Annotated in this window: 1 protein-coding gene; it reads left to right on the top strand. The window is 61.0% G+C overall.

The window, feature by feature from the left end:
- Positions 1-191: 191 nt before the first annotated feature.
- The coding region (locus tag NW857_RS12785) for a serine/threonine protein kinase (protein WP_414369180.1) at positions 192-1,869 on the top strand (1,678 nt) is incomplete at its 3' end.

Raw genomic sequence — 1,869 nt, forward strand, 5'->3', positions numbered from 1 at the left:
CCTCTGGGAGAGGGGATGGGGGTGAGGGCAGAGGGGCCGGGGGTGAGGGCTTGAGCGGCGCAGAGTTCCCAGAGCGTCAAAGATTGGGATCCTTGAGTTGGACGGGGAAATGAGCGGGTATAAACTCCAGCAATTGGTTTATCGTATGGACATCCCTGCCCAAGCTGCTTCTTCGCTGCACCTGCAAACCTATGGCCCCCGATCTCACCAATCGCATTTTGGGTGGCCGCTACCAACTGATTCAAGAAATCGGTGGCGGCGGCATGGGATCCGTCTTCCGCGCTTTGGACTTGCACAACAACCGCCAAGAGGTGGCTGTTAAGATCCTGCATGCCCCTATGCTGCTGAGCCGGGGTGACGCCCAGACCGATCTGCGTCGCCGCTTTGCCGAAGAGATCCGCGTCAGCACCCTTCTGGGCCAGCATCCCCGCATCGTCAAAGTCTTGGATCACGGCCAAGAGGGGGAGCAGGCCTACTTGGTGATGGAGTACCTCAAGGGGCAGGATCTGGGCAAGCTGATTCGAGAAAAAGGGGCTCTGCCGCTCCGGCAAGCCCTTCGGCTGGCCCTGCAGGCCTGTGAGGGGCTGCACTTTGCTCATACATTTCAAGCCAAGGTCGAGGGCCGTGAGATTCGGGGCGTCATTCACCGCGACATCAAGCCCAGCAACCTGTTTGTTGAGCGGGTTTTTCGAGATGGCCAGCTCACGTCGCAACTGAAAATCCTCGACTTCGGCGTAGCCAAAACCTTGGCGGATCACACCCTTAGCCTGGGCACCCAAAAAGGGGGTGGATTTATCGGCACCGCTCGTTACGCCTCTCCCGAACAGATACGGGGCAAGTCTCTGGATGCCCGCTCAGACATTTACTCCCTGGGGGTGGTGCTCTACGAGATGCTGACGGGATCCATGCCCTTTCAATTGGAAACCGACTCTCTGCACAGTTGGATCCACGCCCATTGCTACGAAAGCCCCCTTGAGATCAACCCGGAGACAACCCCGCAGCCGATCCCGCCTGCCTTGGCAGCAGTGGTGATGGATTGCCTCAAGAAAAACCCCGACGAGCGGCCGCAGACGATGCAGGAGCTAGGGGAGCGGCTGCTGCAAGCCTATGAGCTGACGGTAGCCACTCAACTCTCCAGCAGCCAGGCCAGTACCGTGATTCTTCCCACCGGCGGTGCCAAGGCTCAAAACGAGGCTCCATCCTCTTCCGATCCCAGGCTGCCGCTCGCAACCACCGGCAATACAGGATCGACTGCTGGAGCCTTTGAAGATATCCGCGATGAGGATCTGGATCTCATTGAAGATGAGCCGGTCTCTCCCCCAGGTGCAGGGATCCCCTACTACATCGCCGGGCAGGAACCTCTCCCCTCAACTACCTCGGCAGAAGCTGCACCGGATCCCTCCTCTCAAGCTGCAGGCGAAACTCCCAAAACCCCCTCTACAGTCATCCCAGCCAGCAACACCCGCCCGGCTACTCCCCCTCAGGATCTCCCCGTCCCACCACGAACGGATACTCCCCGCACCCGCCCTCTGCCGCAAGCTGCCCCCCCAACGGTTCTCCAGCCTTCTGGCAGCAGCCTGAAGTGGGTCTTGGCTGGGGGAGGCGCTGTGGCTTTGTTGGCCGCCTTTTGGCTCTGGCCGCGCCCAGCAACCCGCGATACCCAGGAAGAGCCGGAGCCGATCCCTACCGCCGCAGTCACCCCAACACCTACCCTCGAGCCCGCCCCCACTCCGGTGGCGACACTTACTCCAACTCCGGCACCAACACCCACTCCCACTCCGGTGGCAACGCCTACTCCAACTCCGGCACCAACACCCACTCCCACTCCGGTGGCAACGCCTACTCCAACTCCGGCACCAACACCCACTC

Source organism: Synechococcus sp. H55.9, assembly GCF_047462355.1.
In the GTDB taxonomy this organism is placed as follows: Bacteria; Cyanobacteriota; Cyanobacteriia; order Thermostichales; family Thermostichaceae; genus Thermostichus.